This window comes from Actinoalloteichus hymeniacidonis (assembly GCF_014203365.1).
Lineage (GTDB): Bacteria > Actinomycetota > Actinomycetes > Mycobacteriales > Pseudonocardiaceae > Actinoalloteichus_A > Actinoalloteichus_A hymeniacidonis.
In genome coordinates this window covers 5,729,979-5,747,021 of sequence record NZ_JACHIS010000001.1, presented here as the reverse complement: position 1 = coordinate 5,747,021, position 17,043 = coordinate 5,729,979, and the positions used below count along the sequence as shown (strand labels likewise).

Annotated in this window: 12 protein-coding genes and 1 tRNA gene; 7 read left to right on the top strand and 6 right to left on the bottom strand. The window is 64.7% G+C overall.

Going from position 1 to position 17,043, the window contains the following annotated elements:
• Positions 1–119: 119 nt before the first annotated feature.
• From BKA25_RS24435 to BKA25_RS24425, 3 genes are all read right to left on the bottom strand, one after another.
• Positions 120–665, bottom strand: a complete 546-nt coding sequence (locus BKA25_RS24435; RefSeq protein ID WP_069846331.1) for an AAA family ATPase — start codon at positions 663–665, stop codon at positions 120–122.
• Positions 666–1,091: 426 nt separating this feature from the next.
• Positions 1,092–1,316: a hypothetical protein gene (locus BKA25_RS24430; RefSeq protein WP_157420915.1), complete on the bottom strand. Its 225-nt coding sequence runs from the start codon at positions 1,314–1,316 to the stop codon at positions 1,092–1,094.
• A 386-nt stretch (positions 1,317–1,702) separates the two neighbouring features.
• Positions 1,703–3,271: an alpha/beta hydrolase gene (locus BKA25_RS24425; protein WP_084642459.1), complete on the bottom strand. Its 1,569-nt coding sequence runs from the start codon at positions 3,269–3,271 to the stop codon at positions 1,703–1,705.
• Positions 3,272–3,636: 365 nt separating this feature from the next.
• Between BKA25_RS24425 and BKA25_RS24420 the strand changes: the two genes are divergently transcribed.
• The 3 genes from BKA25_RS24420 (at position 3,637) to BKA25_RS24410 (ending at position 10,033) form a co-directional block, all read left to right on the top strand.
• Positions 3,637–4,722: an ADP-ribosylglycohydrolase family protein gene (locus BKA25_RS24420; RefSeq protein WP_172803722.1), complete on the top strand. Its 1,086-nt coding sequence runs from the start codon at positions 3,637–3,639 to the stop codon at positions 4,720–4,722.
• Between the two features lie 531 nt (positions 4,723–5,253).
• Positions 5,254–6,126, top strand: a complete 873-nt coding sequence (gene htpX / locus BKA25_RS24415) for a zinc metalloprotease HtpX (protein ID WP_069846336.1) — start codon at positions 5,254–5,256, stop codon at positions 6,124–6,126.
• Positions 6,127–6,331: 205 nt separating this feature from the next.
• Positions 6,332–10,033 carry a S8 family serine peptidase gene (locus BKA25_RS24410; RefSeq protein ID WP_157420916.1) on the top strand — a complete coding sequence of 1,234 codons (3,702 nt, stop codon included), beginning with the start codon at positions 6,332–6,334 and terminating at the stop codon, positions 10,031–10,033.
• 23 nt (positions 10,034–10,056) lie between these two features.
• Here BKA25_RS24410 and rfbA read toward each other — a convergent pair whose 3' ends face one another.
• A complete protein-coding gene (gene rfbA, locus BKA25_RS24405) occupies positions 10,057–10,944 on the bottom strand; it encodes a glucose-1-phosphate thymidylyltransferase RfbA (protein WP_069846340.1) in 888 nt (295 codons plus the stop codon).
• Positions 10,945–11,256: 312 nt separating this feature from the next.
• Positions 11,257–12,198 carry an AraC family transcriptional regulator gene (locus BKA25_RS24400; RefSeq protein ID WP_069846342.1) on the bottom strand — a complete coding sequence of 314 codons (942 nt, stop codon included), beginning with the start codon at positions 12,196–12,198 and terminating at the stop codon, positions 11,257–11,259.
• An 81-nt stretch (positions 12,199–12,279) separates the two neighbouring features.
• On the opposite strand from BKA25_RS24400, the gene BKA25_RS24395 reads away from it, so the two are divergent.
• The 3 genes from BKA25_RS24395 (at position 12,280) to BKA25_RS24385 (ending at position 15,452) form a co-directional block, all read left to right on the top strand.
• Positions 12,280–13,161, top strand: a complete 882-nt coding sequence (locus tag BKA25_RS24395; RefSeq protein WP_069846344.1) for a Rossmann-fold NAD(P)-binding domain-containing protein — start codon at positions 12,280–12,282, stop codon at positions 13,159–13,161.
• Positions 13,154–13,639: an anthrone oxygenase family protein gene (locus BKA25_RS24390; RefSeq protein WP_069846345.1), complete on the top strand. Its 486-nt coding sequence runs from the start codon at positions 13,154–13,156 to the stop codon at positions 13,637–13,639. The genes BKA25_RS24395 and BKA25_RS24390 overlap by 8 nt, the downstream gene beginning before the upstream one ends.
• 898 nt (positions 13,640–14,537) lie before the next feature.
• Positions 14,538–15,452 (top strand): alpha/beta hydrolase fold domain-containing protein, encoded by a 915-nt coding sequence (locus BKA25_RS24385; RefSeq protein WP_216637779.1) that lies wholly within the window; start codon positions 14,538–14,540, stop codon positions 15,450–15,452.
• A gap of 300 nt (positions 15,453–15,752) precedes the next feature.
• Here the strand turns inward: BKA25_RS24385 and BKA25_RS24380 are convergent.
• Positions 15,753–15,834 (bottom strand) — tRNA-Tyr (locus BKA25_RS24380).
• A 143-nt stretch (positions 15,835–15,977) separates the two neighbouring features.
• On the opposite strand from BKA25_RS24380, the gene BKA25_RS24375 reads away from it, so the two are divergent.
• Positions 15,978–16,469 carry a YajQ family cyclic di-GMP-binding protein gene (locus BKA25_RS24375; protein WP_069853223.1) on the top strand — a complete coding sequence of 164 codons (492 nt, stop codon included), beginning with the start codon at positions 15,978–15,980 and terminating at the stop codon, positions 16,467–16,469.
• Positions 16,470–17,043 lie beyond the last annotated feature (574 nt).

Genomic DNA, 17,043 nt, shown 5'->3' with positions numbered 1-17,043 from the left:
CCTTCCTCATCCCATCGGCCACACCCGGGGGCAAGCGGCGCGGACCCGTGCTATCTCGTCGGTCCAGTGTCATCAGGTAGACCCAGCCGGCTACCTCGTAGACGCAGGCGGTTATCCCGTCAGGCCAGCGCCTCGGTCACGAAACGGAGCCGCTCGGAGAGCGAGACCCGCGGGAGCGTCACGAGGGTGTACCCGAACTCGGTGTAGGTCTCGACCATTCGCCAATAGGTGGACTCGGCGACCTCGATGCTCTGTTTCCGCTCCACGTCCTGCTCATAGATCTCCGGCCATGGCGGGGCAATGAATACCCGCTCGTGGTACCGAAACCGGTTCGCAGCAAGGCGTAGGTGGTCGGAAACCGGAAGACCCTCCACTCGTAGGTAGCCGATGATGTCCGGGATGCCTCGGTCGAACCAGACCGTCCCTGGTTGCTCGGCAGCCAGGCGGTAAGACCGCATTTCCCAACAGAGCATCGACTCGGCGAACAACTCTCGATCGACCCAGGGCAACGCGCGACCGCCGATCGCCGTCTGATCCCGGATGATTCCTCGCCCGGCCTCCTCGGACCGAGCGAACCCGGCTTGCGCCAATGCATCGAGCAAGGTGGTCTTCCCCGATCCGGGGCCGCCCGTGACGACGATGAATCGTGTGGACTCACGCTGCACTCAGTCCTGCTCTCTCCGTTCGAGGACGGCTCGTCGAGGCCCCGGCCGTCGTCGACGGGCCGTAACCTGGTCAATCGAATCGCTGGTCAACCACTCGCCAGCCGAGGTCCCGGCCAGCCGGACCACAGGCGGATCGTTACCCGGGCGGTCCCGGACCACAGGCGGACCGTTACCCGGATCGGTCGAAGCCAGGTCGATCCAGCCCCAACCGGGCGCCCCGGGCTAGCTGAACTTCAGCCAGCCAGCCTCAACAATCCAGCCCCAAATCGATCCAGCCCCAAATCGATCGGCCCTGAATCGGTCGGCCTCGAACCGCCCTGGGTCGAGCGGCCTCGAATGGCGATCATTGATCCAGGGGCGCCGGTCCCACTCAGCATCGCCGATCGCAGCAGCGCCGAGCGGCGCAGACGATGCCTCGATCGTCGGTCAGATGACGTCCTGGTCATCCGGTGCGGCGTCCTCGGTAGTCGCGGTAATCCGGATCATGGGTACTTCACTGTTCGCGTCTATTACCTCCATCTGAATGCTCGCGATATGGCGTCGTCGGTGTTCCTCCCATTCCGAGAGGGCGAGCTGAACCCGGGGGAGTGATTCCACCAAGGTGCCCGCAAGGGGGATGTCGTCGATCACGACTCGGTCGGTATCCGGCATAGCTCTGAGCATGGCAGATCTGCGACTGCTGAATGGAACTTCGACGGCCGCATATCGTCGCGCGGACGTTAAGCAGACGTCGGTGTCGGCCGGGCGGAGGCGTCGCCGCATCCAGAGCGGACGGTCATGCTTCGGGACGGCTATTCCCTAATTCCGTAACCAAACGCTACGGAATGTGACGCTACTGTCGCGGCTGGCACATTGCGATCGTCTCCGGGCAGTAGCGCGGCGCCGTCATCACCGAGCCCGACGATCTTCAACGGTGACGGTATCAGGCGTCGTTCTTGCTGGAAAAGTCCTGTTCGCGGTACATCCAGCCGTGCAGAAACACCCCGAGTCCAACTTGACGCCTCGGCCGCGCGCCCCGGAACCATGGGACACGTCGGCTACGGAAGTGGATCCGATTCGCAGGTCACACCCTCATCAGGCATCGACCCGTCGAGTAAATAGCGGCTAGCGGCCTCGACTGTGCAGGTCGACTGTTGCGAGGCGATGTGCCCCGGCCCCTCGTTGATCAGCAGATGGCTTTCGGACAGCAGCTCGGCCGCCCGCTCGGCACCTGACAGCGGTGTGGCCGGGTCGAGACGGTTGTTGACGATGAACACAGGGGTGGCCGTCTCCGTGCCCCACGGCCCGTCGAAGCGGTCAACGGAATCCACCGGCCAGGAGGCACATGCGCTGTCCTCCCAAGCGCGAGTCTCGGCGAAGCGTGCAGTGTGGGCGGTGCGTTCGTCGACCGCATCGACGAACGCCGCAGGCGAGCCGGGATTGGCGCTGTCGCTGCAGGTCACCGCGAAATAGGGCGCTTGAATCTCGCCATAGGGTGCGAACAGCACTCCGCTGCCATCGAGGAGGTCCGAGGCGATCAACTGTCCCGAATCGGAGCCGGGGTCGGCCACGGCTTCCTCGACAGCCGACAGCGCCGGTGCGAGGACCGCGGACCACACCGTCGGCTGGTACAGGAAGGCTGCGGTCATCCGTACCAGGTAGCTCTCGGTCAGCGTTGCGCTTCGGCCATCTTCGGTGGTGAGTTCCACCGGCCCGGTAGCCAAGCCCGCCCTGAGCTCGTCGAAGGTCGCCACCGGGTCGCCGGCACCGAATGAACAGGCGAATTCGTTCGCTTCACATTGCCGGGCGAACTCCATGAATACCGCGTCCGTGGCGGTATCGGATCCGATTCGAGCGGAACGGAGCTCGCCAGGTAACGCGCCCACCTGTGCTTCGGAACCGAGGACGCTGTCCAGAACGGTGCGGCCGACGCGCTCGGGGAACAGATGGGCGTAAACCGTGCCCACATGACCCCCATAGGACTGGCCCAGGAAGTTCAAGCGCTCATCGCCGAGTGCCGCACGGACCAGATCGAGATCCCGCGCCGCGTCGACGGTGTCGAGGTGTTCCAACAACTCGCCGGTGTTCTCGGCGCAGCCCTCGGCGTAAGCGCGATCGTGTTCGAATCGTTCGGCGCGTTCTGCAGCGCTGATCGGATAGAGCGGCAGGCCATCGCGGAACTCGGCAGCCTCCTCCTTTGACCCGAAACAGCTGACTGCTGGCTTGCTCTGTCCGGTACCGCGTTGATCGACCGTGACCAGGTCATACCTGGCCCGCACGTCGTCGGTGACCGGCGCCGGGACCTGCCCGTCGATGATCTGCCGGAGGTATTCGCCCGAGCCGTAGCCGGGGCCGCCGCGATGCAGGACGAGCGATCCGGTCCGCATATCCGGATCGGTCGAGGGAGAGCGAGTCAGCGCCAATTCGACGGGCGTGGTGTCTGGATTCGTGTGGTCCATCGGCACGGTGAGCACCGCGCAGTCCAGCGCCGCGTTGTCGGCGCAGGGCGACCACGCGATCTCGGGCTGAGCAGAACCGGATCCCCATGCCGAAGTGGTGGTGAACAATGAGGTTATGACCGCGACTATGGCGGCTTTCTTGGCGTGTGACCGGGAAAAACGTGCCATGGCGAAAGGATGGCACTCGCTACTTCGGTGGTGGTAGTGAACGTTGTCATGAGTAAGTCATGACAACTGTCATGAATTGTTTGCAGAGCAAAATTGGCAGGCGCGTTCAGCGCGCCATACAGCTCCGCACGGCGGGGGCGTCCGGGTCGAAAGGCCCACGGTCGGACGGCGCGCCCAGCGTAGTGCCGCTGCTCACACGAGGGGCTGTCTGTTCGAGATGCGGCGGCGGTCCGGGTCAAGTATCTATCTCGAGATCTGCCGTCTCGGCCCGGAGAAGGGCATCGGCGCTGCACAATGCGGGTCACATCGTCGTGTGGAAGCTACCGCCGTCGATCAGAACGGAACGAGTCAGCCTGAGGAGCACCGTGGAGAACCCCTGCACGTCCGGCACCGCATCATCGGCGAGTGCGGCGGACGACCGCTCGCCGCTGGACCGCGCCGACCGTCGCGCGGGCGCGATCTACGGCTTGGCGTTCGGCGATGCCTGGGGTTTCGGCGTCGAGTTCGCCTCCTATCAACGGATTCTCAACGTCTATGGCGTCCGGGGGCCGGAGTTCCCGAGCCTCGCGGCGGTCACCGACGACACCCAGATGAGCATCGCGCTGGCGCAGGCTCTGGATGACACCGCGCGCCTCGGCGGCCTCTCACCACTGCGGCCCACCGACCTGAGAAAGGCCCTGCTGCAGCGTTTTCTCGGGTGGCTGCATGATCCAGACAACAACAGGGCACCCGGCAATGCCTGCCTGACCGCCTTGTATGCGGTGGAACGACTCGGCACCGAATTCTGGTCCACCGCGTCGGTGGCCAACTCGAAGGGCTGCGGCACGGTGATGCGTGCGCCGTGGCTGGGGGTGGACTCGCGACTCAGCGACAGTGAAGTCGGCGATGCGGCGGCGCTGCAGTCCGTGTTGACCCACGCCCACGCCACCGCGACCGTCTCGGCGATGGTGACGGCCAGGACGACTCGAGAGCTCTTCTCCGGCCGGATCGGCGCGGCCGAGGCCCTGGACTGGGCGATCGAGCATGTCGCCGCGCGGCCCGGCATCGATACCGAGGTCCTCGGCGCGATCTGGGAGAAGGAGGGACGCCAGAGCGCCCAGGAGTACCTGGACGTCGGCTGGGCGGAACTCGCCGAGGCACTCGATCGTGCCCGGCTCGGCTTGCATCCGTTGAGCGACGATCCGTGGGGATCGGACCCGTGCGAGTACGGCGGTGCCGGATGGATAGCCGAAGAGGCGTTGGCCACCTCGTTGCTGATCACCACGACGTTCGCCGCCGACCCGGTGAACGGACTGCGTCGCGCCGTGGCCACCGGTGGCGATTCCGATTCGCTCGCGGCCGTGGTGGGCGGCCTGCTCGGCGCAGGCTGCGGGATGGTGTGGCCGGAGCTGTGGACGCAGCGGCTGGAGCCGCGATATCGCTCGGAACTCGCCGCGATTCGCCCGATGTGAATCCAGCGGAGAAGAACGCACACCGACGCCTGCACTGAGCGCATCAGCGAGTTCTCCGGCGTCGGTGGATGACCCCTCGGTGCAGCTGTCCTACGCGTGAGTAACATCGACTGTTATCGCCAGCTATTACTACTGATGCCGTCGGCGAGTGGGGCCAGGGGTGCCCGATGGCGTCGTCGTAGAAGCTGCTGCCCAGATCACGGTAATCCAGGTCGGTTCGTTCCTGCCCGGCTGATGACCATCGGACCCGGCCGGAAACACGATCGAGTCCGTGCGATCCGCCGTACATCGAGTGCGGGGTATGCACCGACGGAATGCGGTCCGGCGAGCGTGATCGAGCACGCGCCAGGGTTGGGCGCGCCGCCTGGGGAGGGTGGCCGCCGCGACCCTCGTGGTGGCTCGGCACACCGTCCAGCAGGGAACGACCCGCCGCTCCGGATCGTTGACCAGGCATAGCGGTGGTGAGATGGGGGAGTTCGACAGGCCTGGCCACGGCCAGAACGAGAAGGACGATCCGGAGGCGAAGCGACTGTGCACAAGCATTGGAACGGATTGAAGACCGCTCTGCTGCTCGGTGGTCTCGGTGCGGTCGTGATCCTCATCGGTGGGCTCATCGGCGGCCGAACCGGTTTGATCATCGGTCTGCTCATCGCGTTGTTCACCAACGGGTACGCCTACTTCAACTCCGACAAGCTCGCATTGCGGGCGATGCGCGCTCGCCCGGTGTCCGAGGCGGAGCAACCCGCCATGTACCGGATCGTTCGGGAGTTGGCCACTGCGGCTCGACAGCCGATGCCCCGGCTCTACATCAGTCCCACCGAGGCGCCCAACGCCTTCGCCACCGGCCGCAACCCGCGGAACGCTGCTGTCTGCGCCACCGCAGGCATCCTGCGGCTCCTCGACGAGCGGGAGTTGCGAGCGGTCCTCGGCCACGAGCTGGCACATGTCTACAACCGCGACATCCTGATCTCATCGGTTGCGGGAGCACTGGCCAGCGTGGTGACCTTCCTCGCCAACTTCGCCATGATCTTCAACTTCTTCGGCGGTGGCAACGGCAATCGCACCAACCCGTTGGCGCTCCTGCTGGTCGCCATTCTCGGTCCGGTCGCCGCCGGTGTGATCCAGATGGCGGTGAGTAGGTCTCGGGAATACCAGGCCGATTCCTCCGGCGCCGAGTTGACCGGCGATCCACTCGGTCTCGCCTCGGCGTTGCGCAAGCTGGAGCGGGGCACACAGGCTGCGCCGTTGGCTCCGGAACCCAGGCTCGTCGCGGAATCCCATCTGATGATCGCGAACCCTTTCCGCCCCGGCGAGCGGATGGCGCGATTCTTCTCCACCCACCCGCCGATCGACGATCGCATCCGGCGGCTCGAAGAACTCGCCGAGCGGCAACAACCCTGGTGAGACGGCTGATCCCGGCATGAACGGCTCGGGAAACCGCCACTGGCATCACAGCGCAACCGGCAGTGAGAACCACGGTTGATCGGCTGCCCGCCATCAGGATGAACTGTTCCGTATCCACCAACGCACTCCAGAACGAGACGTCCGATAGGTCAGGAGCGTGGACCAGCGGGTCTGCGTGACCGGACATCTCAGGAGGAGATTCTCGGTGCGCTCACGGAGCACTCGATTATTCGCAGCTGTCCTGACCATCTCGCTGGGCGTGCCTGCGATCGCCATGGCACAACCCGCGGACACCCCACCACCCGCGACGCGGACCACACCGAGCGTGGCGGGCACCAGCGCGGTCGTGACCCTCATCACCGGAGACCGCATCACGCTCGAAGGCCCGACCGAGAGGCTTCGGGTTCGGTCGATCGAACGTCCAGCGTCGCGGCAGGGTCTGGTAGTCCATCAGACCAGCCGGGATGGCCGACTCAGTGTGATCCCGGAAGATGCCGCCGTGCTGATCGCAGCAGGCCGCCTCGACCCAAGACTCTTCGATGTCACCGGCTTGGTCGAACAGGGACTGGTCGACGAGAAAGAACCGGAGATCCGGGTACTGACCACCTCGGACGAGGCTGTCACGACCTTCTCCGCACCCGCGCACACCACGGCGACCAGCAGCGCAGCGAGCATCGGTATGCACGGCCTCGCGGTGGAGCGGGACCAGGCCGAGGAATTCTGGTCCGAACTCACGGGCGAGGAGCCACAGACCTTCGGCGCTGCGGGCTTCGACAAGCTCTGGTTGGACGCGAAGGCGCACGCCACTCTCGACGAGAGCGTTTCGCTGATCGGCGCCCCAACGGCATGGGATTCGGGCTTCACCGGAGACGGCGTGTCGGTTGCCATCCTGGACACCGGATACGACGCAGGCCATCCGGATCTCGCGGGCCGCGTTATCGCCGAGGAGAACTTCAGTACCGAATCCAGCGTCCAGGACGGTGATGGCCACGGCACGCATGTCGCGAGCACCATCGCGGGAACCGGCGCCGCATCCGACGGCGCGTATCGGGGCGTCGCTCCCGACGCCGACCTGCTGATCGCCAAGGTCCTCGACGACTACGGATCGGGTTACCTCACCGACATCATCGCGGGCGCGGAATGGGCGGTCGCTCAAGGCGCCGATGTCGCCAATTTGAGCCTGGGTTCGGACTTCGCGAGCGAAGACGACCCGCTGTCGGAGGCCATCGACACACTCTCGGCCGACTCCGAGACGCTATTCGTCGTTGCGGCGGGCAACGTGGGCGGCCCCGGAACCGTCGGGAGTCCTGCGACGGCCGATCGAGCTTTGGCCGTCGGTAGTACAACCAAGACCGACGAGCTGTCCTACTTCTCCAGCCGGGGACCTCGGAACTGGGACTTCGGCATCAAGCCGGAGATTGCAGGCCCCGGAGAAGACATCGTGGCGGCACGGGCTGCAGGAACCTCGGAAGAGGGCGCCGTTGGCGAGCACTACACCGCGATGTCGGGTACGTCGATGGCCGCGCCGCATGTTGCGGGAGCAGCGGCCCTGGCAGCACAGGCCCGCCCCAATGTGACCGGGGAAGAACTCAAGGCACTACTGACCAGCACTGCGACACCGTTGGCCGACGTGGACTTCCACGGGCAGGGCGCGGGCAGGCTCGACGCTGCTCGCGCGGTGGACCAGTCTGTTCGTGCCGAGACCACCGGCCTCGGCTTCGGTGTCCTGCCGTGGCCGCATGACGACGCTGCTCCGCAGACGAGCAGCGTCTCCTACCGCAACGACGGCTCCGAGCCGGTGACGCTGGACCTGTCGCTCGACATGGCGAACGAGGACGGATCGCCGTCGCCGGATGGGCTTTTCACCTTGGCCGCGGAGCGGATCGAGGTGCCTGCAGGGGAGAACGCCGAGGTTGCGGTCGTCCTCGCACCGACGACCGAGGGACTCGGCCGCCATGTCGGCAGGCTCATCGCCACGTCCGCGGATCAGCGCATCGTGACTCCGGTCTCGGCACACATCGAGGAGGAGATGCATCAGCTGAACCTCGATCTGGTCGATGCCTCCGGGCGAGGCACCTGGTTCGCTGCTGAGATCCGCAATGTGGAGACCGACGAGGCCTACTACGTCGAGTCACCGGAGAATTCGTTGAACCTGCGGGTACCGCCGGGCTCCTACCAGGTATGGGGCCACGTGCAGATCATGCGGGATCTGATCGACGATGGCGCGCTGATCTACTTCGCCGACCAGGCGCAGATGTCTGCCGACCAGACCTTGACCGTCGACACCGCCGTTGCCCGCCCCGCGAACGACTCGGTCGAGAGATCGGATGCGCGCCGGATATCGGTCTCCACGGGTTTCAGCATGAATCGTGGTGACGGGATGGTGGACTACGCCATTCAGTCCATGCCGGGTTCCCTCGGAATCTCGACCATTCAGAGCCCGGAGATCGCGGGCCTCGACTTCCACTTCGGCTCCAACTGGGAACAGCCGATGGCGGCTTTGACCGTCGTGGGTGAGGAGTCGCTGCCGTTCGAGGCCGGGGCCCGTTCCATCGGCGGGTTCGACGGGGTGGCCGAGGGCGAGCTGATCGATGTGACCCACCTGAGCCACGACGAGATCCCTGATCTCACCAACCGCATCCCGCTGATCACCGGCGGAAGTGGTCTCGACGAACCCGCGGTCACGGCTCTGATCGAGGTTCTTGCCGAGCGGGGCGCCGAACTGGTGCTCGAAGCTTGGGGAATCCCGGGGGAACAGGCGTTGCCTCTGCTGTCGCTGGCCGGTCGGCTCGATGTCGCGCGGCTACACGACCGGTTGGCTGCGGGACCGGTCCACGTCATAGCCGAAGGGCATGACCATAGTTCTTACGCCTATTTCCTGGCCGATCGGACGACCGACGGTGTCCCCGGCGAGATCGAGCTCGCAATGACCGACGAGGACTTCGGCATGGTGGCGGCGGAATACCGCACACCAGCGACCATCCCACTCATCGGAATCTCGACCTTCTCGGGTAGCAGCGACGGCTTCGTCCCCACTGCGTGGTCCTCCAGTTTCGTTCGGCTTCCGCAGACTCGCACCGAGTACTACCTGCCGGATTTCGAATGGACTGCGAGGCATCACGTGACCGATGTCTGGGAGCCCGTGGGCCAACTGGAGTCACTGCCCTTCTCAGTCGAGGCGGGTTCCGAGGACACCGAGCTGTGGTTCGGTGCTCCATTCGGGCCGACACTGTCCGACGAGGTGTTCGATGTCGATCTCTGGGACTGGTCGGTGCCCGCCGCCAGAACAGGTAACTCATTGCGGCTGGCATTGCCGATGTTCGGCGACGACGATCCCCGGCACGCCGCTCGGACCGATTCGAGCGACAGCGGCGTGACGACGTTGTCGCGTGACGGTGTGGAACTGGGCATCGTCCAGACACCGGGGATCGCCGAGTTTACCGTTCCCGACGGTTCTGGCTGGTACGACCTCACGGTGGACGCCGAACGGGATCTGCCCGTGGAGTGGTGGTCTACCTCGCCACAGGTGAGCTCCGACTGGCATTTCCATTCGGAACCGAGCGACGACGGTGAACCGCGAGTGCTGCCGTTGCTGGATGTGCGCTACGAACTCCCGCTCGACGACCGCAACGCGGCGGCTGCCGGCGAACCATTGATCGGCACGGTAGAGGTGGCATACCCGGCAGGCGCCCCCGAATCGTCGATCAGTGAGGTGACGCTGGAGGTGTCCTACGACGACGAGGCGAGCTGGCAGCCCGTCGCCGTGACGGCCGAGGACGGTCGCTGGGCCATCGAGATTCCCGAGGGCGGGGTGGCAGGCGGGTTCGCAGCACTGCGCGCCTCGGCCACCGACCAGGCGGGCAACTCGGTGACGGAGACGATCACCAAGGCATATCGGCTGAGCTGATGGACTACACCGGTCCGCTCGGCTCAGAGCACGTCGCCGGTGTCGCCCGCGTGCGCGATGGCCATCACGTACTGGCCATAACCCGACTTGGCGAGCTTCGCGCCCAAGGCATAGCAGGCCGCCGCATCGATATAGCCCATCCGGAGAGCGACCTCTTCGAGACAGGCGATCCGCACGCCCTGCCGTTGCTCCAGTACTTGGACGAACTGTCCGGCGGCCAGCATCGAGTCGTGTGTTCCGGTGTCCAACCAGGCGAAGCCTCTGCCCAGCTCGACGAGCGCGGCCCGGCCCTGCCGCAGGTAGGCCAGATTGACGTCGGTGATCTCCAACTCGCCGCGTGGCGATGGGGTGAGACCACGTGCGATCTCGACCACGTCGTTGTCGTAGAAGTACAGCCCGGTGATGGCCTTGTTCGACTTCGGAGTGGACGGTTTCTCCTCGATACTGATCAACTTGCCGTCGGTGCCGACCTCTCCGACGCCGTACCGCTCCGGGTCCTGTACCGCGTACCCGAAGAGCACACACCCATCGAGATCGTCGACCTGCGCCGACAGCAGCTTGGGGAAGCCGTGTCCGTAGAAGATGTTGTCCCCGAGGACCAGCGCGACGGAGTCGTCGCCGATGAAGTCCGCGCCGATCACGAAGGCCTCTGCCAGCCCGTTGGGCTGTGCCTGCACGGCGTACTCCAAGCGGATGCCCAGCTGGCTTCCGTTGCCGAGCAGCCTGCGGAACAGCGGCAGGTCCTCCGGAGTCGAAATGATCAAGATCTCGCGGATGCCCGCCAGCATCAACACCGACAACGGGTAGTAGATCATCGGCTTGTCGTAGACGGGGAGAAGCTGTTTGGACACCGCCTGCGTGATCGGATGCAGTCGGGTGCCGCTGCCGCCCGCGAGCACGATTCCCTTCACCGCAACCCCTTGCTGCCTCGTGGTCGTCTCATCACACCGGCACCTCGGTAGTGGTAAGCCAAGCGCGCCCGACCAACCCTAGCCCGCATCGACCGGGTTCAGGGCCCTCTTCGAGGGGCGAGACGTTCGCGGGCGCACCGGTATCGATCATGCTCGAACCGAGCGCATCACGTAATGCGCGGTACCGCCGCAGGTTGCCAGCGCAGGCGTGTCGTGACCCGACCGGTAGTGCTTTCCCAGTACGGCGAGTGCCCTCGGTACCAGCATGCGGAAACTTAACTCGAGTGAGGGACACCTGTAAGGAGGTTTCGATCAACTCGGAGTCGCGGCTAGTCGGTGCTGTTGCGGACTGACGCCGTGCTCACGCTTGAACGCGGTACTGAGAGCGAAGGCACTTCCATAGCCGACCTGGCGGGCCACGGCTCCGATGGTGGTGTCCTCGCTGCGCAACAGATCGGCGGCCAACGCGAGGCGCCAACCGGTCAGGAACCGCATCGGAGGCTCGCCCACCTGCTCATGGAAGCGGCGGGCCAACGCCGCTCTGGAGACACCAGAGGCGGCCGCGAGACCGGCGACGGTCCATGGCCGGGCCGGATCGTTGTGCAGCATTCGCAGCGCGGGCCCGATCACCGGATCAGCCTGTGCGCGATACCAGGCAGGCGCCTGGGAATCGGGTCGGGCGAACCAGGCCCGCAGGACCGCGATCAGCAGGAGATCGAGCAACCGGTCCAGCACTGCCTCCTGCCCCGGCTCGTCCTTGACGATCTCGGTGCAAAGCAGTGGGATCAGCGGACAATCCCAGTCACTGTCCTCGAGCACCAGCAGCGGTGGGAGGGCGGTGAGTAGCCGGCCACTGACTTCGCCGTGCAGATGATAGGTGCCGGTCAGCAGCATGGTCGGCCCATCGGGATCCGAGCCCCAGGTGCGAACCCCTAGTTCGGTCAACGCGGTCAGCGGTTCGCCGGAGGGACTCACACAGTGCTGACCGGGAAGGATCACCGCCTGCGGAGCGGTGTTCGGGTCATCGGCGACCGTGTAGGGCGCAGGTCCACGCGCGATCGCAACGTCGCCGGGGCCCAACTCGATCGCGCGCCCCGCCTCCGGAAGTACCCAGGCGCGGCCTCGGACCATCGCGATGAGGGTGAGCGGTGCCCGGTCCTCGATCCGAAGCGACCACGGTGGGTTCAGAACAGACCGCAGGAGGAAGGCGCCTCGGGCTCGCGGGCCATCCAGTAACCCAGCAAGGGCATCCATGGCCAAGACCTTAGACGATGAATGATGCGAACGAGTATTTCAGCTATGGAGAGTCTCTCGAATCTGTCCTTAGCTGAGGACATGACACAGAACGATTCCCGTGACGAGTTGATTTTGGTCCTCGGAGGTACCGGCAAGACCGGACGTCGAGTCGCCGACCGACTCACCCGCCGCGGCCGGTCGGTGCGGATCGGCTCTCGAACGGGCGACCCGTCATTCGACTGGGCTGATGCATCGACCTGGGACGCGGCGCTCGCCGGCGTCACGGCGGTCTACATCACCTACTACCCGGATGTGGCCTTTCCCGAGGCAGCCGCCCGGATTCGGGCACTGACCACCCTGGCGGTGCGAGGCGGCGCTCGACGTCTGGTGCTGTTGTCCGGCCGGGGCGAAGAGGGCGCCGCCCCCGCAGAGCGGGCGGTCCGGGACACCGATGCCGAATGGACCATCCTCCGGGCCAGCTGGTTCAACCAGAATTTCAGCGAACACTTCCTGCTCGCCCCCGTGCTGGGCGGCGAGATCGCCCTTCCCGCAGGCGAGGTCACCGAACCGTTCATCGACGTCGATGACATCGCCGAGGTGGCGGTCGTCGCTTTGACCGAGAGCGGACACGCCGGCCAGACCTACGAGCTGACCGGACCGAGACTGCTCACCTTCACCGACATCGCCGCTGAGATCACGGCGGCCGCGGGCCGGGAGATCCGCTACCGATCCGTCTCACCGGCGCAGTATGCGGCGGGCGCCGAGGAAGCCGGTGTTCCTGCCGAGGAGATCGCCGGGCTGACCGACCTGTTCACCAGAGTCCTTGACGGACGAAACTCACATACAACCGATGACGTTCTTCGGATCCTCGGTAGAGAAGCACGAGACTTCAGTTCCTATGCCCGTGCCGTGGCTGCGATGGGCGTCTGGAACACCGGAGGCCAGGGCGTCGGCTCGACAAGGTGTGATCCCGATGCCTGATCTTGTTCTGGTCGGCGCAACCATCCTTATGGGACTGGCGGCGGGTCTCTTCTATGGCTTCTCCTGTGCTGTCATGCCTGGGTTGCGTGCCACCGATGACCGAACGTTCGTCTCGGTGATGCAACGGATCAACGCGGCCATCCTCAACGGCTGGTTCGCGATCGTCTTCGGCGGCGCTCCCGTGGCGATGGTCCTGGCGGCAGGGCTCCAGTGGAGCCACGAGGGGAATAGGGAAGTACTTCCGTGGATTCTCGCGGCCCTACTGCTCGATCTGCTGATGATTCTGATTACGATGCGGATTAATGTTCCGATGAATGAAGCGCTGGCTGCGGCAGACGTTTCGACCGATGCGAGGATCTTGGCTGCGTTGCGAGCACGGTTCGAGACGAAATGGGTGCGCTGGAATAATCTGCGCGCGCTGATCGCTACTGCGGCTTTTTGTTGCCTGGTCTGCGGAACTGTGTGGTACAGCGCTTGAGGTGCTCGGATGGTGAAGAACCCAGGTTCTGAGTGGTGTATGCCCGCCCGTGAGCTTGCGAGAACGTGTTTCGGAAGCATCCCTTCTTCGATCACGGTGCAACGGATGGCGGATCAGGGCATGCTGCCCATGCAATGGGTGATCCTGGCAACGGGTTCTCAGTGCGCGCGCACTCCTTGAGGCTGTTGATTGGTTCATCGAACGGATCGCCGAGGTCGCCGAATGCTGTACCACCGCGAATTTTCGGTCAAACTTCTCAGGTGACAGATGTGCGGCCGCGCGGGCTTCCTCCTGTTTCGGCACCGGGTCCCTGCTTGATCGGCTCTGTCGCGTCAGCGCTCCTGCGCCTATCGGCCAGGCCGAGACGCGATCCCGACCCCGGCGTTCCGTGGGCCTCGGAAGGCAGATTTTGAGAGTGCGTTGACAACGCGAGCCAAATCGGGCACATTCTGGCGCTGTGCCATGTGACGTCACTAGGTGGACGGTGACGGGTGGGTGGCACCGGACTCTGGAGGATGTCGCCATGACCTCAGGCTGTTCACTCCTCACCTAGGTTTCAGCGGGCGAAACTGCGTTCGCGCCGGTCCTCGGTCGACACCATAGCGCTGCTAGCGGCACCGTACTTTGCGGTTGCCGCCCTGAGCTGCTGCCGCTCGATTAACTGTCGTGGTCGACGACTGTGCGAAGTCGCGGTTCTCCGTAGGCCTGTACCGCAATCCTCAATCCGCCCCATCGCTTAGCAGTCTCGGTCAACGCCGAATTAGATTTGCTCAATTCAGGCGAGTTCGAGGATCGGCGGCTCTTAGGGCTCATCGTTTATTACCAATACTGCGCTCGCCTGGCATGGCTCAGCGCTACCGATCGCAGGATACCGGGCTCCCGGAAAGGAATCTCGTTCGTGCATGCCACCGATATACCGGCCGCCGCAGACGAAAGTGCTGTGGTGCGGGCCGCGCAGGCTGTGGTGTTTTCCAGCCTGCCAGAACTCGACGCCGAAACCGACCTGAACCCAGCGCCCGACTTGAGAGGAATACCCGGGGCATGGATCAGCGCGTCACGCGATCACGTTCAACGCAACCCACTGACAGCAGGGGTGACCCTCTACGTCCATGGGGGCGGCTTCACCTACAGCAACCCGGCAGCGGAACGGGTCATGGCGCACCGGCTCTCACAGGCGACCAGACGACCAGCCTTCGCCGTCGACTATCGACTTGCACCGACCCATCCGTACCCCGCCGCAATCAACGACGTGGTAGCTGCGTATCGAGCCATCCTGGCCCACGGCGTTCCTGCATCCCGAATCCTCTTGGTGGGAGAGTCAGCAGGGGGGACGCTGCTGCTGTCGGCGCTGCTCGTGTTGGCAGGCGCAGACGACCCACTGCCCGCTGGGGCAATCCCGATATCGGCGGTCACCGACTTCGTCACCGAGGATCCCGCGCCGATCACGGCCAACCGCGGTAGTGACGTGATCGACCCCACAACAGTCGCAGCGGTTGGCGCCGGATATCTGGGTTCCGCGCGTCGGGACGAGGCTCCGCAGTCCCCCATCTACGGAGACCTCAGCAGGATGCCCCCGCTGCTCGTCATCGTTGGCGGGGACGAGATCTTACTCGGTGATTCGCGCCGATTCGCCGAAGCTGCGTCGGCGGCCGGAGCGGCGGTCGACCTCGACATCTACGAGGGGATGCCACATGCATTCCACGCCGGAGCGCTCCTTCCGGAGGACAGAGCTCCCCACACAGCCACGACCTTCCTCTCACGACTGACCGACTGGGTCGGACGTCTGCCTGACCAGTACGGAACGCCACAATGACGTCAGTCCGTCGTTGCCCGGGCCGTGAAACTGTGGTTGAACACCGGTGTTCTCTGGAACCGCGATCGTTGAGAAGACGGGCAGTGTTCGAGTCCTGAAGCTCTACGTGGCCTGTGCGATGGACAAACTGATGCTCGAACCGCATGACCGAGGTGGCATTGGGCCGTGTGACCTGCCAGAAACGTACTAGACCTGCCCCACACCGTAATCGGGAACCGCTCGGTAGTGGGGCGTAAATGGCACCCGGAAAGCATTCGGCCCCTGACCTTTACATGGAGGTCAGGGGCCGAATGCCTGGTGTGGCGGGTGAAGGATTCGAACCTTCGTAGGCATAGCCGACGGATTTACAGTCCGCTCCCTTTGGCCGCTCGGGCAACCCGCCAAGCCGATCGGCGCGCCGACCAGCGAGACACAGCATACATACCGGCGGGGCATAGTCCGCAACGGGTACCCACCCGAGTAGCGTTGCGCCATCCTGGCCTGTCAACGAGCAGGCGAACTGTCGTCTTCTTCGGAGGTGTGGACGTGGCTGACGCGTCATTCGACGTGGTGAGCAAGGTCGATCGTCAGGAGGTCGACAACGCACTGAACCAGGCGGGCAAGGAGCTCTCCAACCGCTTCGACTTCCGCGGCACCGGAGCGAAGGTGTCGTGGTCCGGCGAGGAGGCCATCACCATCGAGGCCGAGACGGAGGAGCGTTGCTCCGCCGCAATCGAGGTCTTCAAAGAGAAGCTGATCAAGCGGGGCATCTCGCTGAAGGCCTTCGAGATCGGCGACCCGGCGATCTCCGGCCGTATCTACCGTGTCACGGGGAATCTCGTGCAGGGCATCGCTACGGACAAGGCCAAGCAGATCGCCAAGAAGATTCGCGATGAGGGCCCCAAGGGTGTGCAGGCACAGATCCAGGGTGACCAGCTGCGCGTCACCGGCAAGAAGCGGGACGACCTCCAGGCTGTGATCAGCTTGTTGAAGGAGGGCGACTTCGATCTCGCCCTGCAGTTCACCAATTACCGGTGACGTCGACCCCGCAGATCGACGGTGCCACTGACCGGCGCTGAGCTCCGACCACCCGTGTTGTCGGGGTCGCGCCCCCGGCCATGATCACGTGTCGGCGGATGTCGCTCCGAGTAGCGCGTCGGTCGAAATCGGACAGGGAGAGGGTCGGCTGGGTGACCCGTGTCCTCACCGGGTTGATTCCGCACTGGCTGACCCTCTCTGCCTCCGTGGCCGCCAGGCCGAACGGTTCCAATGGCGCGGCTCCGTGCATTTCCGCCCGAGCTGATCTTCGTGCCGGTCGAAACGAGCTTCTAACCGTTTCGCCTGTCGAGAAAAAATGTGTACCCGGCGGACTTGAAAAGGCTTCGGGTAATCGATTTACCGGTCCTTTTCCGAAGGTCGGCATGCCCCGTGTCCGGTCGCTTCTACTGCCTTAGCGGTCGATTCGAAACGATTCCCTTAGGCAAATAGTGCCGCTCTGACCTGCTCATCTGGTGGATGAAGTCGATCAATGATGCTTTGTGGGGCGCCGGTAAAGGTAATCGCTTACCGCTAGTGGCCATTCCTCGTCAATAGCGCTGCGTAGCCCGTCGGT